The 25,919-nt window shown below is 57.0% G+C and carries 26 protein-coding genes; 9 read left to right on the top strand and 17 right to left on the bottom strand.

Annotated elements, in window-relative coordinates; translation table 11 throughout:
• The first annotated feature begins 37 nt into the window (after nt 1-37).
• The 3 genes from N7V53_RS18960 (at nt 38) to N7V53_RS18950 (ending at nt 1,650) form a co-directional block, all read left to right on the top strand.
• Complete coding sequence (locus N7V53_RS18960) at nt 38-445, top strand: hypothetical protein (RefSeq protein ID WP_279794485.1); 408 nt, start codon at nt 38-40, stop codon at nt 443-445.
• Between the two features lie 45 nt (nt 446-490).
• Nucleotides 491-946, top strand: a complete 456-nt coding sequence (locus N7V53_RS18955) for a hypothetical protein (RefSeq protein ID WP_279794484.1) — start codon at nt 491-493, stop codon at nt 944-946.
• An 89-nt stretch (nt 947-1,035) separates the two neighbouring features.
• A complete protein-coding gene (locus tag N7V53_RS18950) occupies nt 1,036-1,650 on the top strand; it encodes a hypothetical protein (protein ID WP_279794482.1) in 615 nt (204 codons plus the stop codon).
• A 17-nt stretch (nt 1,651-1,667) separates the two neighbouring features.
• On the opposite strand, the gene mmuM is transcribed toward N7V53_RS18950, so the two are convergent.
• The 3 genes from mmuM to N7V53_RS18935 form a co-directional block, all read right to left on the bottom strand.
• Entirely contained in the window at nt 1,668-2,606 is a 939-nt protein-coding gene (gene mmuM / locus N7V53_RS18945; protein ID WP_279794480.1) for a homocysteine S-methyltransferase, read from the bottom strand.
• Nucleotides 2,593-3,999, bottom strand: a complete 1,407-nt coding sequence (gene mmuP, locus N7V53_RS18940) for an S-methylmethionine permease (protein WP_023481098.1) — start codon at nt 3,997-3,999, stop codon at nt 2,593-2,595. Before mmuP ends, mmuM begins: the two co-directional genes overlap by 14 nt.
• 120 nt (nt 4,000-4,119) lie before the next feature.
• Nucleotides 4,120-4,758: a hypothetical protein gene (locus tag N7V53_RS18935; RefSeq protein WP_279794479.1), complete on the bottom strand. Its 639-nt coding sequence runs from the start codon at nt 4,756-4,758 to the stop codon at nt 4,120-4,122.
• Nucleotides 4,759-5,222: 464 nt separating this feature from the next.
• Here N7V53_RS18935 and N7V53_RS18930 point away from each other — a divergent pair, with 464 nt between their 5' ends.
• On the top strand, nt 5,223-7,187 hold the full coding sequence (locus N7V53_RS18930; RefSeq protein WP_279794478.1) for a methyl-accepting chemotaxis protein: 1,965 nt from the start codon (nt 5,223-5,225) through the stop codon (nt 7,185-7,187).
• A 41-nt stretch (nt 7,188-7,228) separates the two neighbouring features.
• Here N7V53_RS18930 and N7V53_RS18925 read toward each other — a convergent pair whose 3' ends face one another.
• A complete protein-coding gene (locus N7V53_RS18925) occupies nt 7,229-7,825 on the bottom strand; it encodes a DUF1349 domain-containing protein (RefSeq protein WP_279794477.1) in 597 nt (198 codons plus the stop codon).
• A 74-nt stretch (nt 7,826-7,899) separates the two neighbouring features.
• On the bottom strand, nt 7,900-9,234 hold the full coding sequence (locus N7V53_RS18920) for a cation:proton antiporter (RefSeq protein WP_279794475.1): 1,335 nt from the start codon (nt 9,232-9,234) through the stop codon (nt 7,900-7,902).
• A 147-nt stretch (nt 9,235-9,381) separates the two neighbouring features.
• Here N7V53_RS18920 and N7V53_RS18915 point away from each other — a divergent pair, with 147 nt between their 5' ends.
• The gene (locus N7V53_RS18915) at nt 9,382-9,705 is read left to right on the top strand and encodes a hypothetical protein (RefSeq protein ID WP_034813787.1); all 324 of its coding nucleotides are present in this window, start codon (nt 9,382-9,384) and stop codon (nt 9,703-9,705) included.
• Here the strand turns inward: N7V53_RS18915 and proP are convergent.
• The 3 genes from proP to N7V53_RS18900 all read right to left on the bottom strand — a co-directional run bounded on the left by proP (nt 9,702) and on the right by N7V53_RS18900 (nt 12,395).
• Nucleotides 9,702-11,177, bottom strand: coding sequence for a glycine betaine/L-proline transporter ProP (proP, locus tag N7V53_RS18910; protein WP_279794473.1), 1,476 nt, complete (start codon nt 11,175-11,177; stop codon nt 9,702-9,704). The genes N7V53_RS18915 and proP overlap by 4 nt on opposite strands.
• A 248-nt stretch (nt 11,178-11,425) precedes the next feature.
• A complete protein-coding gene (locus N7V53_RS18905) occupies nt 11,426-12,196 on the bottom strand; it encodes a hypothetical protein (protein WP_023481071.1) in 771 nt (256 codons plus the stop codon).
• A 1-nt stretch (nt 12,197) separates the two neighbouring features.
• A complete protein-coding gene (locus N7V53_RS18900) occupies nt 12,198-12,395 on the bottom strand; it encodes a hypothetical protein (protein ID WP_023481113.1) in 198 nt (65 codons plus the stop codon).
• A 313-nt stretch (nt 12,396-12,708) separates the two neighbouring features.
• Here N7V53_RS18900 and N7V53_RS18895 point away from each other — a divergent pair, with 313 nt between their 5' ends.
• Complete coding sequence (locus N7V53_RS18895) at nt 12,709-14,223, top strand: carbohydrate porin (RefSeq protein ID WP_279794471.1); 1,515 nt, start codon at nt 12,709-12,711, stop codon at nt 14,221-14,223.
• A gap of 54 nt (nt 14,224-14,277) precedes the next feature.
• Here N7V53_RS18895 and N7V53_RS18890 read toward each other — a convergent pair whose 3' ends face one another.
• The 3 genes from N7V53_RS18890 to N7V53_RS18880 all read right to left on the bottom strand — a co-directional run bounded on the left by N7V53_RS18890 (nt 14,278) and on the right by N7V53_RS18880 (nt 17,595).
• Complete coding sequence (locus N7V53_RS18890) at nt 14,278-15,633, bottom strand: 6-phospho-beta-glucosidase (protein ID WP_279794469.1); 1,356 nt, start codon at nt 15,631-15,633, stop codon at nt 14,278-14,280.
• A 33-nt stretch (nt 15,634-15,666) separates the two neighbouring features.
• Nucleotides 15,667-16,512: a transcriptional regulator ChbR gene (gene chbR, locus N7V53_RS18885; protein WP_124967411.1), complete on the bottom strand. Its 846-nt coding sequence runs from the start codon at nt 16,510-16,512 to the stop codon at nt 15,667-15,669.
• Nucleotides 16,513-17,001: 489 nt separating this feature from the next.
• Nucleotides 17,002-17,595 (bottom strand): NAD(P)H-dependent oxidoreductase, encoded by a 594-nt coding sequence (locus N7V53_RS18880; protein WP_279794467.1) that lies wholly within the window; start codon nt 17,593-17,595, stop codon nt 17,002-17,004.
• A 111-nt stretch (nt 17,596-17,706) separates the two neighbouring features.
• On the opposite strand from N7V53_RS18880, the gene N7V53_RS18875 reads away from it, so the two are divergent.
• Both N7V53_RS18875 and N7V53_RS18870 read left to right on the top strand, forming a co-directional pair.
• Nucleotides 17,707-18,309 carry a TetR/AcrR family transcriptional regulator gene (locus N7V53_RS18875; protein ID WP_279794466.1) on the top strand — a complete coding sequence of 201 codons (603 nt, stop codon included), beginning with the start codon at nt 17,707-17,709 and terminating at the stop codon, nt 18,307-18,309.
• 72 nt (nt 18,310-18,381) lie between these two features.
• A complete protein-coding gene (locus N7V53_RS18870; protein WP_279794464.1) occupies nt 18,382-18,723 on the top strand; it encodes a nitrous oxide-stimulated promoter family protein in 342 nt (113 codons plus the stop codon).
• Between the two features lie 733 nt (nt 18,724-19,456).
• Here the strand turns inward: N7V53_RS18870 and flhA are convergent.
• Genes flhA through hypA form a run of 6 tightly spaced genes read right to left on the bottom strand, consistent with a single transcriptional unit; the run spans nt 19,457 to nt 25,187 of the window.
• Complete coding sequence (flhA, locus tag N7V53_RS18865; protein WP_279794462.1) at nt 19,457-21,529, bottom strand: formate hydrogenlyase transcriptional activator FlhA; 2,073 nt, start codon at nt 21,527-21,529, stop codon at nt 19,457-19,459.
• Nucleotides 21,530-21,572: 43 nt separating this feature from the next.
• The gene (gene hypE / locus N7V53_RS18860; RefSeq protein ID WP_279794460.1) at nt 21,573-22,583 is read right to left on the bottom strand and encodes a hydrogenase expression/formation protein HypE; all 1,011 of its coding nucleotides are present in this window, start codon (nt 22,581-22,583) and stop codon (nt 21,573-21,575) included.
• Complete coding sequence (gene hypD / locus N7V53_RS18855; protein ID WP_279794459.1) at nt 22,580-23,701, bottom strand: hydrogenase formation protein HypD; 1,122 nt, start codon at nt 23,699-23,701, stop codon at nt 22,580-22,582. Before hypD ends, hypE begins: the two co-directional genes overlap by 4 nt.
• Nucleotides 23,701-23,973, bottom strand: a complete 273-nt coding sequence (locus N7V53_RS18850; protein ID WP_279794458.1) for a HypC/HybG/HupF family hydrogenase formation chaperone — start codon at nt 23,971-23,973, stop codon at nt 23,701-23,703. Before N7V53_RS18850 ends, hypD begins: the two co-directional genes overlap by 1 nt.
• On the bottom strand, nt 23,964-24,836 hold the full coding sequence (gene hypB / locus N7V53_RS18845) for a hydrogenase nickel incorporation protein HypB (protein ID WP_042718780.1): 873 nt from the start codon (nt 24,834-24,836) through the stop codon (nt 23,964-23,966). The genes N7V53_RS18850 and hypB overlap by 10 nt, the downstream gene beginning before the upstream one ends.
• Before the next feature lie 3 nt (nt 24,837-24,839).
• Complete coding sequence (gene hypA / locus N7V53_RS18840; protein ID WP_023480549.1) at nt 24,840-25,187, bottom strand: hydrogenase maturation nickel metallochaperone HypA; 348 nt, start codon at nt 25,185-25,187, stop codon at nt 24,840-24,842.
• A 197-nt stretch (nt 25,188-25,384) separates the two neighbouring features.
• On the opposite strand from hypA, the gene hycA reads away from it, so the two are divergent.
• Complete coding sequence (hycA, locus tag N7V53_RS18835) at nt 25,385-25,852, top strand: formate hydrogenlyase regulator HycA (protein ID WP_279794457.1); 468 nt, start codon at nt 25,385-25,387, stop codon at nt 25,850-25,852.
• Nucleotides 25,853-25,919: the final 67 nt, after the last annotated feature.

The raw sequence follows: 25,919 nt of genomic DNA, 5'->3' as shown, positions 1-25,919 counted from the left end.
TTGTGTGTGTTTGGTTGATATCGATGGGGGAAGGAGCATGAGTGATAATTGTGGATATATGGAGTATGATTTTTCAAGGCTTAATAAAATAAAAAAATTAGAGCCAAAAGATGCAAAAGATAATTTCCTTCGGCATTATCAGATTATGAAACAGTATAAATCTAAATGTACCCTTCAGTTTACCGATCTGAATAAAGCACTCATCCATGAAAAATATCTTTTGATGAACAATGAGCCTCGTCGTAAAGGTAAAGTTATTTTTTTTACTGGTAATGTCGTAGTCACTCATAAAGGAGATTTACTGGCCTGGATTGCTGAGCCGGTAAAGCAGCACGATCTTATTATTCCTTTATTGATTATCCCTGTCGTTGAAAATCCTCATCCTGACTACATTCTGGCAACCCAGGAAGACCCTATCTTCGAATTTCTGGTGCCAATTGAATAATGTCACATTTTATAATGATAAATTGCAACGCTGAGAGTGATCCCTATGAGGTTTATAGAACAGACTGTCTTAAACGAGTGGAAGAATCTTGGCGCAATTGTTAGTCACGATTCTTTATCAATGGCGTTTTCTAAAATCCTTGAGTCTCTTCCCTGGGCGGCTGGCCATATTGATTTTAGCCAGCTAAATATAATAAGCACTTCACTACGTTCGCTCTCTGATGAAAATGGTGATTTAGAAAGTGAGAAAGTAAAAAAATGGATAACTACTGCCGGGGCCGTTGAAGGTGAGTACATTGCTTTTTGGTATTCACAGAAGCAACCTTGCGTGATATGTAGCGCTGATTTTGCTTTTAAAAATATCGATGCGGCATATTGGGGTGTACCCGGTTGGAACTATATGTTTTGGTGCTCACAAAATAATGGCGTTATTGTGCCAAATTATAAAAACATTCTTTGCTATGACTCAGCAGACCAACTCGTATTGGTAACAGCAGAATAAATATTGTGGCGGTCATGACATTGTCGGCAATAATTCATAGCATGAGCCCCGAGTTTATTTAATGAAAACGATTATGCACAAGGATCTCTATGAGCTACATCGATGGCTTTGACCACGAAATAATTGGCACCCTTGGCTATCTGCCGATCTACCACCCGCTGGAAGCTATCGAGGGCGACGGCGGCTGGGGGGCGTATGACTTCAGCGCCACGCCGCAAAACCTGGTGCTGGGCGGCGGGAGTGGCGAGCATCCGGGGCTGGTGGTGCATAACTTGCCGACGCTTGCCGCGCGCTTCCTGTTGGATAGCCTGACCGAGGCGCAAGCGGAGACCTTAAGCAGCGACGAGAGCGAATATATCGACGAGCTCTATTACGCAGGCGAAACGCTGGAGTTTTGCGGCTGGCGCATCGGTCACTATGCGCGACTGCAGACGATGGCGCAAAGCCCGGCGCTGAACAATCCCGTTAGCGAAGAGGGGGAAGTTGAGGAGTGGCTTGAGCGCTCGCTTGGCGAACTGGTGTGGTTTTCGCTGCCCGAGCTTAACCCGGAGCATCAAAGGCTGGCAGCCATATTCCAGCGCTTCGATATCTTTCCTTCAATGCGCAACGTCGCGGTCGATCCGCCGGGCTATCCGGCCTGCGGCGGCAGGATTGTCGTTAACGGCGCGCTGAGCTGGGGGCACCAACGCTGGCGTTCACGCTAGCCGCCGCAGGCGGATGACTATTTTGTGCAGCAGTGGTGCAGGGCGGCAATATCCGCAGGCGTAGTGCGACAGCAGCCGCCAATCAGTTTTGCGCCGCAGGCCAGCCACGCGGGCAGATGCCCGGCCAGCGTGTCGCAGGCAGCACCGTGCGCATGCCAGCTTTTGCTTACCGCATCGTAGGTTTCGCCCGAGTTGGGGTAGACCACCAGCGGCAGCGCGCTCAGGCTATGCAGGTGCTCCAGCGCGTCGTTGGTATTAGCAAGCGCGATGCAGTTAATGCCGAGTGCAACAATCTGCGGCGTCGCTTCCACCACTTTCACAACCTCTGCGAGCGGGGTGCCGTCGCTTAAATGGTGCGCGTCGCGAAGGGTAAACGAGAACCACGCCCGCGCGTCAGGCCAGGCCTGCAACAGCGCGGTGAGGGCTTTTATCTCAGCAAAGGAGGGGAGCGTTTCGCAGGCCAGCAGATCGGCACCCGCCGCTAACAGCGCCTCGATGCGCGGGCGATGAAAATCAGTAAACTCCTCAGCGGTGCGCTGATAATCGCCGCGATACTCCGACCCATCCGCCAGATAAGCGCCATACGGCCCGACGGAGCCTGCCACCAGCAGCGGCCCGGCCTGCGGGTTTTCCGCCAGCGCGGCATCCCGCGCCGCCTGCGCCAGCTCGACGCTTTTGCTAATCAGCGCCCGCGATTGCGCCTCATCCAGGCCGCGTGCGGCAAAGCCGAGCGGCGTCGCCTGGTAGCTGGCGGTAATCGCTATCTGCGCACCGGCGCGAAAATAGTCGAGATGCACATCGCGGATCAGCTCCGGCGCGTCCATCAGTACTTTCGCAGACCAGAGGTTATCAGCAAGGTTACAGCCGCGCGCTTCCAGCTCCGTTGCCATCGCGCCGTCGAGCACAATAAAGGGCTGCTTTTCCAGCAGCGCGGTCAGGGGATTAGGGCGCGACATGTTCACTCTCCTTCGCTTTTTCATGATGGGTCAGCCAGTAAGCACCATAGCACAGGGCCACAAATGGCAGCCCGCAGTAGAGCGCAATGCGCTGATCGGGATCGAACGCCAGGCCGACACACGCCAGCAGGCAGAGCAGGAAACCGGCGATCGGCACCAGCGGATACCACGGCGCGCGGTAGTGCAGATCCGCAAGCGACTTGCCGGACTGCAAATGGCGGCGGCGAAAGACAAAGTGCGCCGCGCAGATGCTGAGCCACACGGCAACCACGGCAAAACCGGAAATCGCCGACAGCGCAACAAACACCGTATCCGGGGCGATAACGCTGGAGAGCAGCGCCAGCACTCCACCCAGCATAGAAACGGAGAGCGCCGTCAGCGGCACGCCGTTTTTCGTCACGCGCATAAAGCAGCGCGGCAGCGTCTTCTCATTTGAGAGCGACCACAGCATGCGCCCGGACGCATAGAGTCCCGAGTTAGCCGCCGAGAGGATCGCTGTCAGGATGACAAAGTTAAAAATATCGGCGGCATAAGGAATGCCAATCTTCTCAAACACCACCACGAAGGGGCTCTTCTCAACGCCTGCCTGCTGCATCGGGATCAGCGCCGCCAGCACAAACACGGTGCCGATAAAGAAGAGGATTAAACGCACGATAGTGGCGCGAATAGCGACCGGGATCACCTGCTGCGGGTTCTGCGTTTCGCCTGCGGCAATACCAATCAGCTCGGTGCCGGAGAAGGCAAAGTTCACCGCCACCATGGTCATCAAAATCGGCAGGCCGCCGTGCGGGAACCACCCTTCGGCGGTGATGTTGGCAAGACCGGGAGCGGCGGAGCCATCCTGCATCGGGATAAAGCCAAAGATCGCCGCGCCGCCAAGCAGGATAAAGGCAATGATGGTGATCACCTTCACCAGTGAGAACCAGAACTCGCCCTCGGCGAAAAAGCGCGTTGAAACCACGTTAAGGGCGAAAATCGCCACGCAGAAGATGACGCACCATATCCAGACCGGTACATGCGGGAACCAGTACTGCATGCAGAACCCGGCGGCGGTAAAGCTTGAGCCCAGCGCTACGGTCCAGGTGAGCCAGTAGAGCCAGGCGACGGTATAGCCGGTTGCCGGGCCGAGATAGCGCGCGGCATAGACATGAAACGCGCCGGTCACCGGCATCGCTACGGAGAGTTCGCCGAGGCACTGCATCACCAGCCAGACCACCAGCGCGCCAATCAGATAGGCCAGCAGCGTGCCGGCCGCGCCGGTAGTGGAGATGATATAGCCGGTATTAAAGAACAACCCGGTACCAATCACGCCGCCCAGCGACAGCATAATTAAGTGGCGGGTCTTCATGGTGCGCTTAAGCTGCCCCTGCGCCTGATCCTGCTGATTTTGCATACAACCCTCTAAACGTATGGACGTCTAAACATCTGCGTTCAGGGTTTATAACGTGATTGTTAACAAAAAGCCAGTCTCGCAGCGGGCAGGGGCGGTTAACTGCGCACTCTCTGGCCGGGGTTAGCTAAAAAAGTAGACCACGCTCCAGAAAAGCAGAGAGGTGAGCATATGGACTTTCATCACCCGCAGCCAGTCGATGCGCTGGCCAGTGGCATCCGTAAAGCGGAACCACTTCAGATGGGGCAGATGGGTTGCCAGCGTTTTAGCTAATAACAACCAAATAATTATCGACAGCGTGTTTATGCACAGCAAGGTCAGATAGTGCAGCGTTAATTGCCCCAGATTAATTGAGTAGAGCAATTGGGTATTTATCTGCTGATAAAGCCAGAACTGCGCAGAAGAGATCCATGAGAAGATATGCGGAACAGGCAACGGGCCTGAAAGGGTATTAATAAACGCATACCACCAGGAGGCCAGCATATTGAAAAGATAAAAAAGAAACTCATACAGCAGAAATAATTTCAGCGTACGAGCGGCAGAGCCTGGCCATAATTTCGGCGCACCGCGCGTAAGAAAGGCTTTAGCGGCAAAAAAGAGCAGTGCGAAAAGCGAAAAAGCGGCAATTAATACAATCATGACTACACTTACCGCCGCCGGGCCTGCTGCTGCGGCATGGGGGTTTTGCGCCGCTAATCTGCGGTTAGCCTCATCGCGTTCAAACTCGCTGAGATGGCTGTTACCGTTGTAATCGTAGTACACGATTAATCCTTATATGAGTGATAGAAAAAGCAAGGCGCACATCCTGGCTGCTTAACCGGGGGAAGTAAACAACCGCAATGAATACCCACTGAAAATGGGTGGTTTGCGCATCATCTTATTAGGATTTGAAAGGCACATAATAAAGGGGGGTTATATTTCTGGCCGTCCGGGAATAACCCGTGCACTTAAAAAAGTATTAAAAACAGCGCCGCAAAAAATAGTTAAACGCTATCTGCTTCACTCGTAACCTGTTTTGTGCGGGATACTTTTATCTATTGCAGCGATTAGTGAAGCTTTAGCGCAAATTGACGATAACGTCTTAGCGTCACCCTCAATCATGCAGGGGCGCAATTATCTTTATTTAACGAGTTCTGATCGCGAACGGATCTGCTTTTAGCCCTCCTTTAACAATCTCTGCAAGCGCATTTTCAGGCGCAATTTTTTATTTTAAGGAAAACAGTACTATGGCTTTCGTAAGATCACTGTATCGCGGTTTGTTGGGTTCCCGTCTGGCGGGTGGCTCTCAGCCTGCCAACGGCATTTTCGACTGCCGGGATTTGCCGACCTCACTTTCGGCTGCGGGTCTTAGCGCGCGCTCATCCGGCATTTTATTGACCTTCGTTCCACCCGAAGCGGATTTTCAGCGGGTCAGCCAGGCGTGGCAGCGTTTCACTTCTGCCGATCTGACGGTGATTACCCTCTCATCAAATGGCGCACTGAGCGCCAGCGGTCGCCAGACAACCTACTGCGCGGGCGACGGGCAGGAGGGGAGTTTCCTGCTGCTGCCGGATAGCCTTATCGCCGAGCACGAGACGCACATTGTCGATCTCCATCTGCACGACACCCAGACTGCCGCGCAGCGTATTAGCGCCATTCAGCGCGAATTAAACACTATTAAACCGCGCATGGCGCTCTCCGCTGAGCGCACTTTCGCGATGATCTACTGCGACGGGCTCTCTGCCTCGGAAGGTTTCTTCATGCAGGCCTGGTATAACAGCGGCCTCTTTCCGTGCCTGGCGATTGGCGGCTCCGCAGGCGGACGCGCGACCTTTGACGGCACGTGGATTGGCGTTGGCGACCGCGTTTTACAAGGCAAAGCGGTTGTCGTTTTCTGTCGCATGGCAGAAGGCAAATCCTTCTCGCCCTTCAAGAGCCAGAACTTTACCTCGCTGGATCAGAGTTGGTTGATTGCCGACGCCGACCCGATTGCCCGCACGGTAACATCGGTCTTTGACCGCCAGGGGCAGCAGAAGGCCTTTACCGAGGCGCTGGCCGAACATCTGAAATGCAAAGAGTCGCAGCTGAGCGAGCGCCTGAAAGGGCTGACCTTTGGTGTGAAAGTGGGTGACGAGTACTTCATCCGCTCGGTGGCGAAAATCGAGCACGGCATGGTGCACTTCTTCTGCGATCTGGAGTTTGGCGACCGGCTGTTCCTGATGCAGGAGACCGACTTTAAACAGGCGACGCTGCGCGACTGGCAAACCTTTATCACCGGTAAAGGCAAGCCTGCCGCCATCATGATGAATGACTGTATTTTGCGGCGTATGGGCAACAGCGATCAGCTGCACGATGCCCACTTCTTTAAAGGCATTCCGGCGGCGGGCTTCTCCAGCTTTGGCGAAATCCTCGGCGTGCCTATTAACCAGACTCTCTCCGCGCTGGTCTTCTTTAACCATGACGTGAAAGCGATGACCCAGTTTCCGGTGGAGTACGCCGGGTATGCCGCGCACTACGCCCAGCGCGCGCTGCGCCGTTGGGAAGCGCTGAACAGCATTCAGACCCGCGTGCTGGATCGCGTGGTGAGTTATCAGCAGGAGCTGGCGCCGATTGTGCAGGCGCTGCCGGCGCTGGAAGCCGCGACCCAGAGCCAGAGCGAAGCGCTGGTGATGGCGGAAAGCAGCATTCGTGGCATTAGCGATATCGCCACCGAAAGCCAGCGGGCGCAGGGGCGTCTTGGTGAAGGGCTGGATTCGCTGGAGCAGATCTCCAACGGCATCGGCGTGATCACCCACGGCATCAGCAACATCGCCTTCCAGACCAATATTCTTGCGCTCAACGCGGCGGTAGAAGCGGCGCGCGCGGGCGATGCGGGGCGTGGTTTTGCGGTGGTAGCAGGGGAAGTTCGCCGCCTGGCGCACTCCTCAAAAGAGCAGGCGGAAGCGACGGCGAGCAACATCAGCGACGCGGTTAACACCATCTCCCATATCCGTGAAGTCGCCAGCAATACGGTGGAGACCGCAACCGATATGGCGGAGCGCAGCATTCTTGCTGCTAATGCCATCGCCGAGATGAGCCAGCAGACGCGCCAGGAGCGGGAAAACATTGCCAAACAGCTGAGCAACCTGCGCACCCTGACCGCCGGGATGGATGCGATGCAGGAAGCGGTTGCCCAACTGAAAGTGCTGCAAACCCTCTCAACGGGCCGTTAAGGCGTTGAGTACAGACCTCCGGCGGCGCAGACCGCCTGGGGTCAGCTTAAATCATGCAATGCTTTGCCGAGCGGGCGGGTGATGCGAAGCTGCTCGAAGCGCACATCCAGCCCCTCTCGTTCCGGCGAGCAGCACATCACACCAACAAAGCGCTGGCCGCTGTCCTGCCACGGAAACAGCCGCAGCAGCGGCCACGTTTTACCGTCGGCGGAGTATTGCAGGCGTAACGCCTGCTTCTCAAGGGTCGCGCGCATCCAGAATTGACGCGCATCGCCGGGGAAAACACCGGTCGACCAGTCAGATTGCCCCTGCGTCACTACACAGCCAATCGCGGGCGCGCCATCGTTATACTCAATGCCGCTTTTCACCCACTGCGTCTCCGACGCTTCAATAAAGATCCCCGCCTGGTCGTAGAGCTGTTCAAACGCGGCGGCGATCTTCACTTCAAGGGTAAACTCCCCCTCCAGCATAAAACCAAAGGCATGACCGGAGTGGCGCTCAAAGCCGTACCAGGTTTTGACCCAAAAATCGGTGTTCGCCCCGGTGCGCATCAGCAACTGCTCTTCGGTCTGCGAAACGTGGGCCGGTTTATTTATCCACAAACCTTTTTCTGACGTGAAGCTCTCAATCGGTGTCACAGGCAACCTCATCAATGTTTACAGGAAAACCGCGGCCACTCTGCCACGCTTTTGCAGCGATTGCCGCGCGATGCTTAACGTTTCGCTTTGCGCGCCAGTTTTTTACTGCGCACCGTTAACAGCGGCGTCACCGAAATGCCGTGGAGCAGCACGCTCAGCGTCACGATGGTGATGGCAATATGGGCGACGAGATTAGCGTCTGCCCCCTGCAAGCCATGGACATAGGCATAGGCAATATAGTTGAGGCTGCCGATACCTCGGATCCCCAGCCAGCCAAGGCTCGCGCGGTGAAACCATGTTGTGCCGGAGCGCAGCGTCACGATAAACACCGACAGCGGGCGGATCACCAGAAACAGCACAAAGGCCAGCCCGAGCGCGTGGGCATCCCAGTGGTGCGAGAGGGTGACGCCAAGGACAATCACCAGCAGCGCCGCCAGTAATCGCTCAACGGTATCGCCAAAAGAGAGGGCATCGCCAATCACCAGCCCGACGGATTTAATCGGGTTCTGCTCCTCCAGCGCGTGGCGCAGGTGCGGGTTAACCTGCATCTCCGCCGGCACATCCTCCTCCTCTTCGGGATCGCCGTGGCGCTTCTGCACGCTCACTTCGGCGCTGCGCAGGCCAATCCCGGCAGCAAAGGCGGCGAGAAAACCGGAGGCATCGACGGACTGGGCCAGCGCAAAGCTCAGGCAGATCAGCGCCAGGGCGATAAAGTCGCTCGGTGCGACCTCGCCCTGTTTATGGCGCGAACGGGTGGCGAGAAGGCCAATTAAGCGCCCCATAAAGAAGCCAATCAGCAGCCCGCCGACCAGCGCCCACAGCAGATCGATGCTCAGCCAGTGCAGCAACTCCTCGCCGGACGGTATGCCACCGGCTTTGTACCAGATCAGCGCCAGCATCAGGAAGGGGAGCGCGGTGCCGTCGTTAAGCCCCGCCTCGCTGGAGAGCGCAATGCGCAACTGGTCATCATCGCGCGCGTCGTTGATCGCAACAAGGCTTGCCAGCACCGGATCGGTGGGGGCGAGGATCGCGCCAAGCGCCAGCGAGAGCGGCCAGGCCAGATCGAGCAGATAGTGGGCGGCGACCGTAATCCCGCCAATGGTCAGCAGCATAGCGGGCAGCGCCAGCTTAATGCCCATCTTCCAGTAGGGGGAGGTGAGCGGCAGGCGGATTTTCAGGCCGGTAATAAACAGCGAGGCCGCCATCGCGATTTCGCTCACGCGGCGAATAAGCTCGGCATTCGCTTCAATATCGATATTAAGAACGCCCATCTCCCACGGGCCGCAGATAATGCCAACCACCAGATACAAACCAAACACCGGGATCGGCACGCGGCTTATCCAGCCGTAGGATAATGACATCAACAGTAACAGGCCGCCGGTTGCGGCCATCCACATCAAATAACTCATACTCCTCCACATCAGGCCGCAAGCTAAACATTGCACCCCAAAAGGTATAGTTGCTGAAAAAGGTCTGCACCAGGCCAGACGGCGCGAATAGTGCAAGGGCTGAGCATTAGCTACGCTTAAAAAAAGCGGGCGTAACGGGGGTGATAAATGAGCAAGAAGATCATGCAGGAGTATCTTGTGCTGGGCGGTAAACACCACGGCGAGGTGTGGCGTGGCGTCTACCCGGCGATGGGGCTTAATCTCTCGAAGCATGATGAGCGCTTCGGGCAGTTCTTTGACCGAAGCGGGCAGAAGAAGGTCGAGCTATCGCGTAAAGAGCAGTACTTCATTACCGAATGGCTATCGCCCGAAGGGCACACCTATCTGCTGGCAACCGCCGAAGATCTGACGGAGTTCAATATTGAAGAGGAGATAGGCCGGATCGCGCCACCGCTCCGGCCTCTGGACAGCGCTATCGAAGACTGGGCTTAGCCGTGCTCGTGCGCTGCCTGCGTTTTCAGGCGTTTCGCCGCGCGCTGCTTACGTAGCTTATCAATCAGCTTGTGCGCTTCTGCGCGGGTGGCGACCGCAGGCGATGAGCCGCTCAGCGGTTTACGCGCCGTTTCGCGCAGCGTCAGCACGGTCAGCGCGCCAATCAGCCCTGCGCCCATCATGTAGTAAGCGGGCATCATCACATTGTGGGTGGTATCAACCAGCCAGGCGGTGACCAGCGGCGTGGTGCCGCCGAAGAGCGAAACCGAGAGGTTAAAGCCAATCGCCAGCGCGCTGTAGCGGATATCGGTAATAAACAGCGCTGGCAGCGTGGCTGGCATGGTGCCGCTAAAGCAGGTGTGCAGCACGCCCAGAATCACCAGCCCGCCGAAGACCGCCCACATATTGCCGGAGCCAATCAGCATAAAGCTCGGGATCGCCAGCAGCACCAGCCCCAGCGCGCCGAAAGCGATCACCGGGCGGCGGCCCAGACGGTCGGTCCAGTGTCCCCAGGCCAGCGTCAGCGGCATCATCACGAACATGATGACCATCACCAGCAGCAGGCCGGTCAGCTCGCTCATGCCCAGCACGCTGGTCAGGTAGCTCGGCATATACGAGGTGAGCATATAGTTCGAGACGTTAAACACCAGCACCAGGCCAATGCATTGCAGCATCTGTTTGCGGTATTTGTGCAGCATCTGCAACAGAGTTAGTGTCGGTTTGCTGTGCTCCAGCGCATCCTGCTTATCCATATGCTCTTTAAAGGCCGGGGTCTCTTCCAGCTTCAGGCGGATATAGAGGCCAAACAGGCCGAGCGGCGCGGCGAGGAAGAAGGGAATACGCCAGCCCCAGCTGTGCATCGCCTCGGTTGGCAGCACGGCAATCATAATCGTCACCAGGCTGGCACCCATCAAATAGCCGCCAAGGGTGCCGAACTCGAGGAAGCTGCCCATAAAGCCACGGCGCTTATCGGTGGAGTACTCGGCGATAAAGGTGGCTGCACCGCCATACTCACCACCGGTCGAGAAGCCCTGAACCAGGCGCGCCACCAGCAGCAGGATCGGTGCGGCAATACCGATGCTGTCGTAATCGGGAATCAGGCCGATACAGAAAGTACCAATCGACATCATGATCATCGTCAGGGCGAGGATCTTCTGGCGGCCAAAGCGGTCACCTAGCGGGCCGAAGACCATGCCGCCAATCGGACGGACCAGGAAGGCAGCGGCGAAGGTGCCGAAAGAGGCAATCAGCTGTGCGGTGCTGCTGGCACCGGGGAAGAAGACCTGGCCGATAATCACTGCCAGATAGCTGTAGACGCCGAAGTCGAACCACTCCATCGTGTTGCCCAGTGCGGCGGCACCGACGGCGCGTTTCAGCAGCTTATTATCGATGACCGTGATGTCTTCGACGGTCAGTTCACTGGCCGTTGCGGCCGAATTCGTGTGGTGCGGTAAAGTCGTTCCGTTGCTCATAAACTCCCCATGAGTGCTGGTGGTGCGACCTTATAGCTTTCGCAGCCGTAGTGCTCAAATGGAGGGAAATGAAAGCTATAAGATGCAAGAAAAAGCAGATTGCCGACGTTTTCGGCAGGGGCACACCATAATTAAAATTTATGGATGAGGCAAATTTTTGGCGAAATTCGCTACTTTTATACTGGAAAGCTGAATATTAACGTGCCGTGAGTAAAAGTAGCGGAACAAGCTAATCCCTTAGCCTCTGTTCACTCCGTGGACTTCAGTTTGTTGATGCCCATCGCCATCACCTGCGAGGGGTGGAACAGCGACAAACTCTCCACCTGCGACAGCAGCAGCACCTTGCGGAAATCGAGCGCCGACATCGGCTCTGAAGCGAGATCGATATTATGGTCGTCGTACCAGGCGCTGTAGTTATGCTCGACCCGCAGATCCAGCGTCTCATGGTTGCGGTAGCCGCTCAGCATCGGGATGAGCACAATGTTGTTAGCATCGCCGACATCAAAGGTGGCGGTATGGATCATGCCGATGTAGATGCGCTGAGATTTCAGGGTGATCCACGCCAGATCGCCGCGCTCCATGCACTGGTAGATCAACCCCTCAATGCCGTTAGCGCGCGAGAGGTGTTTATACAACTCGCGGCGGCCAGGGATATCAAGGCGCGCGCTGCTGGACCAGTTCGAATGCCACAGGCAAAACAGCACCGCAAAGGAGAGCATAATCACTACCGGTGCCTGGATGCCGAGGAAGGTCCAGTTCATAAACGTCATATGCAGGTGGTGCTCTTCCGCGCCAAACGTGGCGGGAAAAGAGTTCATCACCGCCGAAGTGGCGAGCAGGCAGAGCCAGATTACGGCGGTGGCGATAATCCCCTGCAGGACGAAGACGCAGCCGTAGAGCGCCACCAGAAAGTAGACGTCCCAGCCGAAGCTGCGTTTAAATTTAAAGCGTGTCGAGAGGTCGTGTGAGGTGTACCAGTAGCCGCAAACCATCAAAACCATGAATATTGCTGTACCCATCCTAAGCCCTCTTCAATGCATCAACGTGCTCTCTAAAATCTTCCTGTACCCTTTTGCAGTGGATATTCACCGAGGCGTTGCCATCAGCATCGACCACAATGCGCTCACCATCTTCAATCGAATCCTGGATTTCACTGTGACTCATCACCTGTAACAGCTTGTCAGGGCTGGCAAATAAAGAACGAAGTAATTTTCTCATTAATAAACCTCCGCAGAGAGTATAGAAACCATTTCATGAATGTGTGAAATTTCCGAGAAAATTCTGTGCGAGAGAGATCTAAAAATGAATTTATCTTTATAGACATATCGAAACATCCTGAATGACTATTACCCGCCCAATAATAGTTGTTAAGGAGGTATTTTTCGGGTTATCCCCCTTGTTTATCAATAATCTTATCTTTCTGTATTTGTTAACTTTCTTATATTTCACGCATTCAGGGTAAGGCGCGCAAATTAAATTAAAGGGAATCTTTATTCAGCGCGTTTATATATTAATAAATGGATTAGTTATTATGAATAAATCATTACTCGCACTGCTGATTACAGCAGCCTGCGCGCACGCCTCTGCGCAACAATTAACGGTTGAGGAGCGACTGAGCCAGCTGGAAATGGCATTGCAGCAGAATATGGCGGAGCTGGCGCAGGCAAAAGCGGAGCTGGAACAGGCCAGAGCAAGGGGCGATAGCGGGGCAAGTTCAACCGCGCAGCCGCAGGCCGCTGCGGCAGAAAAATCCCCTTATACGCTGAAAGAGATCAGCGAGTACGTCCAAGAGGATATCGGTTTTGCCTGGCACGGCTATCTGCGTTCCGGCTGGGGCGCTGCCGGTAACGGCTCGCCAAAAGAGTACGCCATCGGCTCGCTGGGGCGTTTTGGCAATGAGTACTCATCATGGTTCGATTTAACCTTCTCGCAGCGGGTGTATGAGGAGGAGGGCAAATCGGCGCATGCCGTTGTGCAGTTAGATGGCAACGTCGGCGCGCAGTACGGCACCGCGTGGTTCGACAAACACTCTGAAAATCTCCTGCAATTCTCCGATATCTATCTCACCACACGCGGTTTCCTGCCCTTTGCGCCGGAGGCGGATCTCTGGGTCGGTAAACACAACCTGCCAAAGTATGAAATTCAGATGCTGGACTGGAAAAGCCACCAGACCGACAGCGGTGCCGGGATCGGCGTGGAAAACTGGGCGCTCGGCGCGGGCAAGCTCAACGTTGCGCTGGTGCGCCAGGATCTGGACGCCCATGCGGTAAACTACCCTGTCAGCCACAACACCCTTCAGGTCAACACCCACACTGTCGATCTTCGCTATAACGCCCTGCCGCTGTGGGATCGCGCCACGCTGGAGCTGTTTGGCCGCTACTCGCTGGCAAATAAATCTGCCACCTACCGGGCGGGTGAAAAAGCGGGGCAGTACTACAGCATTAAAGACGCGTGGTTAGCGGGCGCGATCCTGCGACAGAGCTTTAGCGCGGGCGGGTTTGAGGAGTTCACGCTGCAGGCGGCGGATAACGCGCTGGCGAGCGGCTTCGCGCTTATCTCCAACTCGGGAGCAACCTACGGCTACCGCGATAACTATTATGGCGAACACACCTACGGGCACGCGGTGCGCGCCATCTCGCAGGGCGAATTCTACCCCTCATCGCAGATCGTGCTGGCGCACGCGCTGGTCTATGCCGCCGGGCAGGATATTTACAGCTATGACACCGGCGCGCATACGGATTTTAGTAGCTACCGGGCAGTGATGCGCCCGGCGTGGATCTGGGATAAACATAACCAGACGGGCGTTGAGCTGGCGTGGTTTAAACAAACCAACCGCCAGCAGGGCGAGGATTACCGCGAAAAGGGGGTTAAAACCACGCTCTATCACGCGCTGAAGGTGGATACCAGCCTGCTGACATCGCGACCGGAGCTGCGTTTTTACGCCAGCTGGATCCGCGCGCAGGAGAACGGCATCAGCCAGTTCCGCTTCGGTGACGAGCGGCGGGAGCAGTTCACCGTCGGCGCCCAGGCTGAGGTGTGGTGGTAAGTCACCAATGCGGCGCAGAAATGCGCCGCAATATTGCTGCCAAACGCCCCGGTATCAAGCTTGCTGATGCCTGAGGCGCGCAAGGGTAGCGGCGAAGTTCGGTAGCCACTTCTCATGAGCCAGCAACATCTCGCGCGCCAGCACCTCGGCGTCACCGTCGGAGTGTACCAGCGGGCTGAGGTTGAGCGCCAAAAGCACATCGTTAAACTCGCCGCTCAGGGCCGCACGGCTGGCGGCGATCTCAAAACCTTTAATGGTGTGAATAAGCCCCAGCACCTTGTCATCAAAATGGGTGACGCGCGGATGAGGCCTCGCACCATCCCGCCCAATCAGACAGGTCATCTCAACCGCCCACTCCGGCGGAATGTTATCGATATGCCCGTGATGGGGAATATTCACATAGTGCTCGGTCTGCTTATCGTTATAGATGGCGTTAATCACTTCGCAGGCCGCATCCGAGTACCAGGCACCACCGCGCTGCTCCAGCGCCTGCGGTTTCACGTTGAGGTTGGGATCTTTGTAGAGCTCAAACAGCTCTTTTTCGATCTGCTGTACCACCTGTGCCCGCGCGCCGCCTTTGTAATATTCGCCAAGCTCAATCGCCAGCATCTCTTTCTGCTTAAAGTAGTAGAGCAGGTAAGAGCAGGGCAGCAGGTTGAGGGCGCGAATCAACCCTTCGCTAAACGGCAGGTCAAAGATGTTTTTCACCGACGATGGCTGCAACTTCCCGCTGGCAACGCCGTCGAGCAGCTCCGCGAAGCGCGACACGCCGTTCACCTGCACATCGCTGAGAAACACCATATGGTTGAGGCCGAAAAGATCGAGCGCGATCTCATCACTCGCCTCCAGCGCCAGCACATCGCGGACAAACATCTTCATGCCGACAGGAATATTGCAGACGCCGATAAATTTCCTGAAGTCGGTATGGCGACAGACCGCTTCGGTCACCATCCCCGCCGGGTTGGTAAAGTTAATCACCCAGGCGTTCGGGCAGATCTCCTCCACGTCGCGCAGAATATCGAAAATGACCGGAATGGTGCGTAACCCTTTAAACAAGCCGCCTGCGCCGTTGGTCTCCTGACCAAGATAGCCGTGGCTTAAGGGAATGCGCTCATCCAGCTCGCGCGCTTTCAGCTGGCCGACGCGCAACTGGGTGGTAACAAAATCCGCGCCCTGCAACGCCTCGCGGCGATCCAGCGTTTGGTAGACTTTTAGCGGAATGCCCGCTTTTGCCACCATCCGCTGGCAGAGCTGGAAAATAATCTCCTGCTTCTCTCTTCCCTCCTCGACGTCAACCAGCCACCACTCCGTAATCGGCAGTTCGTGGTAGCGCTTGATAAACCCCTCGAGGAGTTCCGGCGTGTAGCTGCTACCCCCGCCGATAGTGACGACTTTCAGTTTCGGATCCATGCTCTCTCCTGTGGAGGGTCGCGCCAGCGGGCGTTACTGCGTGATTTCCGTCAACCGCTTGCGATAACTGTTGGGTGTAAAGGACGTCATTTTTTTGAAGGTTTTAATAAACAGGCTTGGGCTGCTGTAGCCCGATTCCCAGGCGATATCGGCCACCGAGTAGTTGGTCATCTCAAGCTGCTTTTTCGCAAAGTCGATGCGGATCTCATTGATGATCTGCATCGGCGTTTTGTCGTAAAAGCGCCGGGTCGCGCGGGTAAGGTACTCCTGTGATTTGCAGGACAACCGCACCATATTCTCCAGCGCATTGTCGCTGAACTGACGCTTATCGTGCATCGCTTCGACGGTGCTTCTCAGCCAGTGCGGAATATCCTCCATTACCTGCTCTTCGCGGTAGTGGCGCAGGCGATTGAGCACATAAAAGGTGACGGTTTCGATAAACTCATCCAGCCCGTTCTCGCGAAAATTGAGCGAGGCAATCACTGTTTCAACATAGGTCAAAAATGCGCTGTGCGTGCGGTAAGGTTGCGAGGCAACAAAGCAGAATGGCAGCAGCGATTGATAGTACTGCTCGAAAAATTTGCGGCTGATCCCCACATTAAGGATCCGCGCGGCACCGTACTCATACACGCTCTGGTGGTGTGAACCGAGCGGAATAAAGACAAAGTCGCCGCGCTCCAGCAGCACGCGTTTACCGTTAATGACCTGGTAGTAACGCCCGGTCAGAACAAGGGTAAATTCATAATAATCATGCTGGTGCAGCCCGCTGGCGCTCTCCGATTTGTTGAAGATAAACACATGGAAAGGCTTTCCCTTAAAGAGCTGCTGTTCGTGGACGGTTTTGATCTCCTGTGTGCCGATCATTGGCGTTGGCTGCATCGTTCACTCCTTACGACTTGCTCATACATGTCAAAATTTCAGCGCGTTGGCGATCGCTTTGCGCGCTTCCTGCTTAATGAACGCAGCCTTTTTTTCCGGCGCGAACGCTCTTTATTTGCGTCCAGGGCTCCTGAAAATGCTTCAATAATGACCGAAGCGGCAGGATACCTGCCTCATCATTAACCGTAAGCAAACAGGCTCGCCTGCAATGTCGAAAGAGTAATATGCTTCTTTACCCTCAACGCGCGCGGCAATTATTCCCATTTTTGCCAAAAGGGCGTCAGTACATCTTCACAGGAGCCGTAAATTTGCGTTTAGTACTTTTTTCCTGAGATAAAACAAGTATACGGGAGCGTATCGGCGGGAGGTATTCTGCAATCTGCCACAATTATCTCTGGTTGACCGATTGCTATGCTCTTCTTCACAATTTCGGTAATTTTTTAGCGAGTCCGGAGAGGGCGCACGCTCCTCTCCGGCAAAAAATGACCCTCAGGCAGCAGCAAAAATAGCTTTGCCGATCTCACGCGCTTTTTGCAGGCAGGCCTGTGGCGAACCGAGATCGGGCTGCATCAGCGTGGCGTTGGTTAACACCGGCGCGCCGCAATAATCGAAAATACCGTGCGGGATTTGCGTGTTCCAGGATTGCGCATAGCCATGTTTTTCAAACGTTTTAGTATCTGCGCCTCCTGTCGCCACCAGATGCACCGGCAGATGCCCCAGCTTCTTAATGACCTTGCCGGTGCCGCTATCTTCGTAGGCCCAGCCATTGGCAAAGACGCGATCGATCCAGCCCTTTAACTGCGCGGGCATCGTCCACCAGTAGATAGGAAACACCAGTATTAAGGCGTCAGCTTTCTCAATCCGCGCCTGTTCAGCCCGCACGTCAGCGGGCAGCGGGGCGGTTTGCATAAAAGCGTTGTAATCGGCGGCGGTGAAAGAGGGGTTAAACCCTTCCCGCGCCAGATCGGCAATCTCGACGCTGTGCTGGGCGTTCTCTTCGCGGATCCCTTCTGCCACCGCGTGCGCCAGGCCGTGGGTTAATGAGGTGTCGAGCGGGTGAGAGACTACGATCAGTGCATGCATTTTCTTCTCCTCGGTTGCCATTACGGATCAATCACCGTAGGCTTATATACTATCGGTAACCTACTACTAGTAAGTTACTAACGGTATATAAGCTTGTCAAGGAGGCAAATTATGGCCGATACGCGTGTACGCCAGCGGCTCTCGCGTGAAGAGCGCTACGCACAGCTGGTGGAAGTGGCATGGCAGATCATTCATGAGTTGGGTACCGAAGCGCTGACGCTCGGCTATTTAGCCGAACGCGCGGGCGTCACCAAACCGGTGGTCTATGACCACTTCACCAGCCGCTCCGGGCTGCTGGCGGCGCTCTATCGTGAGTACGATCAGCGCCAGAACCGCAAAATGGAGGCGCTGCTGGCGCAGACCGCGGCGGAACTCCAGCCGCGCGCGGAAGTGGTCGCGAAAGCCTATATCGAATGCGTGCTGTTCCAGGGGCGCGAGATGCCGAGCCTGCTGGCGGCGCTGGCAGGAACGCCGGAGCTGGAGAAGATCCGCCGCGAATACGCGGTGGATTTCACCGGCACCTGCCGCACGCTGTTTGCGCCGTTTTGTGGCGCGCCTCTACGCGACGCCGCGTTATGGGCGATGCTCGGCGCTGCCGAAGGGCTCTCCTGGGCGGCGGTGCAGGATGCGATTAGCGAACAGCAGGCGAAAGAGGAGCTGGAGCGGGTGATTATTACCATGGTGCATGCGACGTTGAGTAACGAGAGGGCATAAAACGCGCACCCAGGGTGCCATCACGAGGCATTAAGTTGTATTATGAATGCATCTTAATTATTGGTGATAACCATGTCTGGACCACGCATCCTGCGGGAAAAATTGACCATCAGGAAGATGATTGCCCTCTATCAACAAGCCTGCCCGGATGCGGTGAGCAGCGCGGCGCACTACGCGGATCTCTATGCCTACGCGGAGAAGCGGCTTGATAAGTGCGTCTTCGGCGAGGCGAAACCGGCCTGCAAGCAGTGCCCGGTGCACTGTTATCAGCCCGCAAAACGTGAAGAGATGAAGCAGGTGATGCGCTGGGCGGGGCCACGCATGTTGTGGCGGCATCCGATATTGACGGTGCGCCATTTGATCGACGATAAGCGCCCGGTACCGGAGTTGCCGGAAAAGTATCGGCGCAAATAACCCGTAGGCCGGATAAGCGTGTAACGCGCCATCCGGCAATGGGGTTCGCATATGGCTTTGGTGGTATTTTTCCGTTCACCATGCGTGCGGCGGAATATTTTTATCACCGGTGCGGTGAACGGGACAAGGGGAGCGGCCGCGCTCCCCTTGTCAATCCCCGCGACCCCGCGAGGAAATCGGTGCTTCGCACTGCGCTCACCTCCCGCGTGCCTGACTGCGGCCGGCTCGACTTGACTTGCTCGCCCGTTCCGGGACTCGCTCCCTGTCTCGGTTCGCCTCTGTCCGCCATCCATGGCGTCCAGACCTTGTCATTCACGCTTCGGTTCGCCGATTTCAGCGGGGACACAACCCCTTCGCTGTGAGATTTGATGTAAAGGGAAAATCTGTGTTGCTGAAGGAATGCCTGATGGCGGCTGCGCCTTATCAGGCCTACGAAACTCATGTTGCTGAAACGGAGTAGGCCGGGTAAGCGAAAGCGCCATCCGGCATGGTGTGCGGCATGGGATGGTGAAAGGAACCATTCCATTGATCTAACCGCATCGCCTGATGGCGGCTGCGCCTTATCAGGCCTACAAAACCCTGTTTCTGAAACGGCGTAGGCCGGATAAGCGCAAGCGCCATCCGGCATAGTGCGCAACGGGGGATGGTGAACGGAATCATTCCACAAAAAGCCACATGCCAGCCCCATTGCCTGATGGCGGCTGCGCCTTATCAGGCCTACAACTTATCAGGCCTACAGCCCCTCTTTATCAATCCCCAACCGTTTCATCCGTGAGAGCAGCGTCGTGCGCTTCAGCCCCAGCCGTTGCGCGGCACCTTTTGGCCCGGCGACCACGCCGTTGGTCTCCTTTAACACGCGCACAATCAGCTGATACTCATCTTCCCCGTCGCGCGGCGACTCGGCGGGCGGCGTCACGACCGCAGGCGGCATGGCGATCTCCGCCATTGAAAGCTGCAGCACATTGCCGCGCGTCAGCAGCACCGCGCGCTCAATCATATTCTCCAGCTCGCGCACATTCCCCGGCCACTCCATCGCGCTCAGCACCCGCAGCGTTTCCGCCGGAATACTGTCGATATTGCGCCCCATCTTGCGGGCGATTTTGAAGGTGAAAGCTTTCACCAGCAGCGGAATATCCTCCGGGCGCTCGCGCAGCGACGGAAGCTGGATAGGGAACACATTCAGGCGGTAGTAAAGATCGCTGCGAAACTCGCGATCGGCGACCATCTTCTTCAGATCGCGATTGGTGGCGGCGATCAACCGCACATCGGTACGGATCAATTTGTTACTGCCGAGCCGCTCAAACTCCTGCTCCTGCAACACGCGCAGCAGCTTCGGTTGCAGCTCGAGCGGCATATCGCCCACCTCATCAAGAAACAGCGAGCTCTTATCCGCCAGCTCAAAGCGGCCGATGCGCTGGGCGCTGGCACCGGTAAACGCGCCGCGCTCATGACCAAAAAGATCGCTCTCCATCAATCCGGCCGGCATTGCCGCGCAGTTCATCTTCACCATCCGGCGGCTGTTGCGCTCGCTCAGGTTGTGGATAGCGCGGGCGATCAGCTCCTTGCCGGTGCCAGTTTCGCCGAGGATCAGCACCGTACTGTTACTGCGCGCCACCATCTCCACCTGTTTCAGCACCCGCGACATCGCCTCGCTACGGCCTATGATCTCGCCAAACTCGCTGTCGACCTTATTAAGCTGTTCGGTCAGCGCGAGGTTCTCATCCACCAGCCGCTCCTTCAGGCGATGGATCTCCTGGTAGGCCAGCGCGTTATCCACCGCAATAGCGATACGCTCGGCGATCTGGCGCAGCAGCTTGAGGTTCGCCTGGGTAAAGACCTCTTTCTGGCACTGCGCCAGCTTCAGCACGCCGAGCAGGTTCTTGCCCGACATCAGCGGCAGCAGGCAAAGCGTCTGGATCTGGTTGCCCCAGGTCTCAAACAGCATCCGCTCATAGGGCGCAAGCTTGTCGCGCTCGTGCAGGTTGAGCAGCAGCATCTCTTTACTCAGGAATACGCGCTCCGTCAGCGTGCCCGCCTCGTCCGCCTCCTGGGTTTCGTGCGTCGGATTGGCCTCATCAAGGTAGTGCGTGGAGTAGATGGTCAGCTTGCCTTTGCGGCTGCCGCGCAGCACCAGGCTAATGGCGTCAATGCCGAAGTAGTAGTGGATCTCTTTGGCGACTTCGCTCACCAGTTCATCCATATGCAGCCGTGAGAGCACGGCGTTAGTGATGGCGACCAGAATGCGGTAATCGTTGCGCTCCTGGCTGAGCAGGGCATAGTCCGGCGTGCGCCGGTCGCGGGTCTGCAACTGTTCAGCCACCACCGCAACTAACTGCGTCAGCGTATTAAGGCGGTCCAGCTCGCGCTCGCTCCACGGCTGGTCATCATAGCGGAAGAATTCGCAGCCGCCGAAAATCTGCCCCTCCGCCGCCAGCGGCAGCAGCGCGTAGTGGGCGAAGGGTGGGTAAAGCCCGCTTGCGGCAAGGACGGGCCAGGTCTCGTTAAACAGCTCCGCCGTGCAGTGCAGCGCCTGCGGGTGAGAGAGAATATGCCGCACCGGCCCGCTCGCCAGCAGCGCCTGATCGCCATACTCCGCGCCCTTTTCCGTTGTCTGCACACTGTAGCGGCTCGCCCGGTGGCTATCCGCATGCCACAGCACAATCGCCGCACCCTGCGCCAGCCCCGCCTGACGCGCCAGCTGCGCCAGCGTTTCGCTGAGCGCCGCCACGTTCGGCTGCTGTAATAAAATCCGCGTGATATCGAAAAGCCCTTGCTGTCCGAGATCGCTCATCGGTGTATACGACATTTTGCTCATCCAGAAACACACCAACTGGTGTGAAAAATAACAACTAGCAGATCCGCGGTAACGGCTCCGCATGGGGGAGATCTAACAGGCGTTTTACGCCGTAAAGCCCGGCTAATCGCACGCCCTGTTGTTCGACCACTTCGCCAATCATCGCCGCATCTTTACCTGAAGGGTGGGCGCGTAAGCGGCTGAGCGCCAGTTCGGCGCTGTCGCGCGCAACGGCGATCACCAGTTTGCCTTCATTGGCGAAGTTAAGCGCATCCAGCCCCAGCAGTTCACAGACGCCGCGCACCGCCGGGTTAATCGGCAATTTGCTCTCTTGTAATTCAATGCCATACCCGCAGGCGGCGGCAAACTCGTGCACCACCGCGTTGACGCCGCCGCGCGTTGCATCACGCAGGGCTTTGACGCCGGGCAGATCGCGCAGCGTCTCAATTAATGGCGTCAACACTGCGCAGTCGCTGCTTAACCCCCCGTCCAGCCCCAGCCCTTCACGCAGGTTAAGGATCGTCGCGCCGTGGTCGCCCAGCGTACCGCTCGCCAGCAGCACGTCGCCCGGCTGTAACGAGGCCGCCGCCCAGTGAATAGTGGCGGGGATCGCGCCTATACCGGCGGTATTAATAAACAGCTTATCCGCCGCGCCGCGCTGCACCACTTTGGTGTCGCCGGTGACAATGGCGATCCCGGCGCTGCGGGCCGTTGCCGCCATGCTCTCCACCACCTGTTTGAGGGTTGCCATCGACAGCCCCTCTTCGAGGATAAAGCCGCAGGAGAGGTAGCGCGGGATCGCGCCGCTGACCGCCACATCATTGGCGGTACCGCAGACGGCGAGCTTGCCGATATCGCCGCCGGGGAAAATCAGCGGGTCAATTACATAGCTGTCGGTGGAAAAGGCAAGCCTGTCGCCGCCCGCCGCCAGCGCCGTGAGATCGAGGCGCGCCTGATCCTCCTGCTCCGCCAGCCAGGGGTTGGCGAAGGCCTGCATAAAAAGTTCGCCAATTAGCTGCTGCATCGCCTGGCCGCCGCTGCCGTGCGCCATCTGAACCTCATTCATACTTCACACTCCTGAGCACGATAGTGATACCAGGCGGCGCAGGCTCCTTCAGAGGAGACCATCAGCGCGCCAAAGGCGCTTTGTGGGTTACAGGTATTGCCAAACAGCGGGCAGTGGTGCGGTTTGCAGCGCCCGGTCAGCACATCGCCGCAGCGGGCGCGCGGGTCGTCATACACCTGCTGCACCGCTGGCTGGAAATGGGCTTCGGCGTCAAAACGCTGATAGGGAGCGGTCAAATGCACGCCCGACTCGCCAATCATCCCCAGCCCGCGCCACTCGCTGTCGCCGCGCACGGTGAACACCTCGGCAATCGCCTCTTGCGCCCGTGGGTTGCCCTCATCCGGCACTACGCGGCGGTACTGGTTCTCCACCTCGCTTCGCGCCGCAACCTTCTGCTCGACCAGCATCAACACGCCCTGTAACAGGTCGAGCGGCTCAAAACCGGCGACCACCAGCGGGCGCTGAAACTCATCGGCAATAAAGGTATAGGCATCGGTGCCAATCACCATGCTGACGTGGCCGGGCGCGAGAAAGGCGTCAATGCCGTTATCGGGCTGCTCAAGCAGGCTGCGCAGGGTCGGGATCAGCGTGATGTGCTGGCAGAAGAACCAGAAGTTGTTGATATCCCGCGCTTTCGCCTGCTGTAGCGTGATAGCGGTGGCGGGCATGGTGGTTTCGAAGCCGAGGCCAAAAAAGACCACCTTGCGCTGCGGATTTTTCTCCGCCAGCGCCAGCGCATCGAGCGGCGAGTAGACGATGCGCACATCCGCGCCGCGCGCTTTCGCTTGCAGCAGGGAGCCGTTTTTGCCCGGCACGCGAATCGCATCGCCGAAGGTGCAGAAGATCACCTCCGGGTGGCTGGCGATCTCCACGCAGGTATCGATGCGCCCCATCGGCAGGACGCAGACCGGGCAGCCGGGGCCGTGGATAAACTCAATATTCTCCGGCAGCAGCTGGTCGAGGCCAAATTTGAAAATGGCATGCGTGTGGCCGCCGCACACCTCCATAATGCGCAGCGGGCGTGCGGCGGTGTAAGCAAGCGCGTTAGCGCGTTCACGCAGGCGGGCGATAAGCTGCATCACCTGCTCCGGGGCGCGGTATTCATCAACAAAGCGCATCACCCCTCCTCGCCGTAGAGCAGCGCGCCGACATCCGGCTCAACGTCAAACATGTTTTGCAGCGCCGCCAGCGTTTCGCGCGCTTCCGCTTCGTTGATGACGCTCATGGCGAAGCCGACGTGTACCAGCACCCACTGGCCGATACGCGAGCGACCTTGCTCATCTTCACTGCCGACCAGCGTTAAATCGACATTACGCTGGATGCCGCTGACGTCGACTTTCGCTTGCAGGCCGTCAATGGCGCAGATTTGCCCCGGTACGCCTATGCACATCGTTGCGCCTCCAGCCACTCAAGCCACGCGTCCATGCCGTCGCCTTTGGTGGCGGAAACCAGCAGGATTTCAATCTCCGGGTTCACCTCCCGGGCGTAGGCAATGCACTGCTCAACATCGAAGTTGAGGTAGGGGAGCAGATCGACTTTGTTAAGCAGCATCAGCGAGGCGGCAGCGAACATATGCGGATATTTGAGCGGCTTATCCTCGCCTTCGGTTACAGAGAGCACCGCCACTTTATGCCGTTCGCCGAGGTCAAAACTCGCCGGGCAGACCAGATTGCCGACGTTCTCAATAAACAGGATGCCCTGCTCAGCGAGCGGCAGACGCGGCGCGGCATCGGCAATCATCTGCGCGTCGAGGTGGCAGCCTTTGCCGGTATTCACCTGAATCGCCGGGGTGCCGGTGGCGCGGATGCGCGCGGCGTCGTTAACGGTTTGCTGATCGCCCTCAATCACCGCGCAGGGAAGGCGGTTTTTCAGGCGCAGCAGGGTTTCCGTGAGCAGGGTGGTTTTGCCGGAGCCGGGGCTGGAGACGAGATTCAGCACCAGTTGCTGGCGGGCCGCGAAGCGCGCGCGGTTGCGGGCGGCGATGCGGTTGTTTTTATCCAGCACGTCGATCTCAACTTCCAGCATCCGCCGCTGGCTGATGCCCGGCGCGTGGGTTCCCGCTGCGCCGTGTCCATAATGCAGGTCGCCTTCATCAAGCTGAGTCGGGCTGAACGCATCGGTTTTGACCCCGGTAATGGTCAGCGCCGGGCGCGTCGCCGGGGCGAAGGGGGCGCTGCGAAAGGCGGAGTGGGGGTTATGTTCATCGCCTTCTATATAGCGGTTTCCATCCTGACAACCACATGTCGTACACATTGCTTACTCCTCAATTTCCAGTCGCTGAATTTGCATACCGTCGTCGGCGACGATCTGCAACTGGTCGCTGTGGCATTGTGGACAGCGGCGTACACGCTGACTGAGTAACGTCACATACTGCTGGCAAGACTCACACCAGCACTCGGCCTGTTGTTGTTCGATATGCAGTCTACAACCTTCCGCCAGGCTGCCGCGGCAGACCAGATCAAAACAAAACGTTAAAGCGTCCGTTTCGACGCAAGAAAATGCGCCCACCTTCAGCCAGACGCCGGTGACCTTGCGTGCACCATTTGCCGCCGCCTGTTGTTCAATCACCTCCAGCGCGCGCTGGCACAACGTGATTTCATGCATAACGCCTCCTTATCATTTCCCCTGTTAATGCAATAACAGTGCCACTCCCGGTTTAGTCAGGGTGACGATGACGACAATGACGAGATGACACGTCGAAACTCGCTCCTGTTTTGATAAAGTAATTGAAAATCAACCAGTTAAAAACTGGCATGGATGATGCTTATCAGCAGTTGTTTCAATTAAGCGGGTAAGCTGAGATGACGATTTGGGAAATTAGCGAAAAGGCGGATTACATCGCCGGACGGCACCACCGTCTGCAAGAGGCGTGGCGCAGTTACTGCAATACGCTGGTTCAGGGCATTACGCTCGCCAAAGCGCGTTTGCACCACACCATCGGCTGTGCGCCGGAGCAGCAGCTCTGCTTCGTACTGTTCGATCACTTCACGGTTTACATCACCCTGAGCGGCGGCTTTAACGGCCACACCATTGAGTACGCGATTGCCAATAAAGGCAGTGAAGAGAAGCGCTTAATCGCCGAAGCGCGGCTCACCAGCGACGGAAAAATTGATGGTCTGTTTGAGGTCCGCGATCGCGAAAAAGTGCTTGAGCACTACCTCGGCAAACTCGCCGCCGTGTACGACAACCTCTATGCCGCAATGGAAACCGATACGCCGGTCAACCTCACCACGCTTGCCCGCGACGGGCACTCGCCGGTGCTGGCCTGAGCTGGAGTGTCGACGGGTGTCGAGATGACACCGAAAGCGACATGTTTCGTCAAAAATGACTGCCCGT

Source organism: Kosakonia sp. HypNH10, from assembly GCF_029850615.1.
Lineage (GTDB): Bacteria > Pseudomonadota > Gammaproteobacteria > Enterobacterales > Enterobacteriaceae > Kosakonia > Kosakonia cowanii.
Note: the sequence above shows the minus strand (reverse complement) of the source record. Positions and strands in the feature narration are given on the sequence as shown.